2 protein-coding genes are annotated in these 502 nt (G+C 69.1%); both read left to right on the plus strand.

Going from position 1 to position 502, the window contains the following annotated elements; all coding sequences use genetic code 11:
• Positions 1-291 (plus strand): ExbD/TolR family protein (locus tag CKO23_RS25250; protein ID WP_200336355.1); only part of this gene is annotated, 291 nt, incomplete at its 5' end.
• The coding region (locus tag CKO23_RS25255; protein WP_200336356.1) for a hypothetical protein at positions 288-502 on the plus strand (215 nt) is incomplete at its 3' end. The genes CKO23_RS25250 and CKO23_RS25255, both read left to right, overlap by 4 nt.

Raw genomic sequence — 502 nt, forward strand, 5'->3', positions numbered from 1 at the left:
CCGCCGGTCGTGCTCACCTATGGCAAGGACGGCAAGATCGAACTGGACGGCCAGAGCTATCGCCTGGAGCAGATCGTCGAAGCGGTCGAGGCGAAACTCGGCGACGACCGGACGCCGCCTATCCACCTGCGCGCCGACCGCGATGCGGCTTATGGCGATGTCATCGGCTTGATGGACGTGCTGGCGGCTCAAGGCCTGACCCGGCTTGCGATCCTCACCGGCCCGGCGGGGAAGAGCAAGGCGGCCAAGATCGACAAGGCCGCGCCCGGCGCGCCGGCGCCGCGGCCATGAGTTTCGCGCTGCTGCCGGGACGCACGCGCCTGTCGCTGACGGGCGTCTCCTTCGCCGCGCATCTCCTCGCCCTATCGGCGCTGGCGGTCATCAAGCCGCCTCCCGTCGTGCTCGCGCCCCTCGAGATCGATCTGGTTCCGCAAGGCGATTATGTCGTCGACACGCTCGCTATCGCCGGAGATAACACGTCAGAGCCCGCGCCGGCGCCCGC

Source organism: Thiocystis violacea (assembly GCF_016583565.1).
GTDB lineage: Bacteria > Pseudomonadota > Gammaproteobacteria > Chromatiales > Chromatiaceae > Thiorhodococcus > Thiorhodococcus violaceus_A.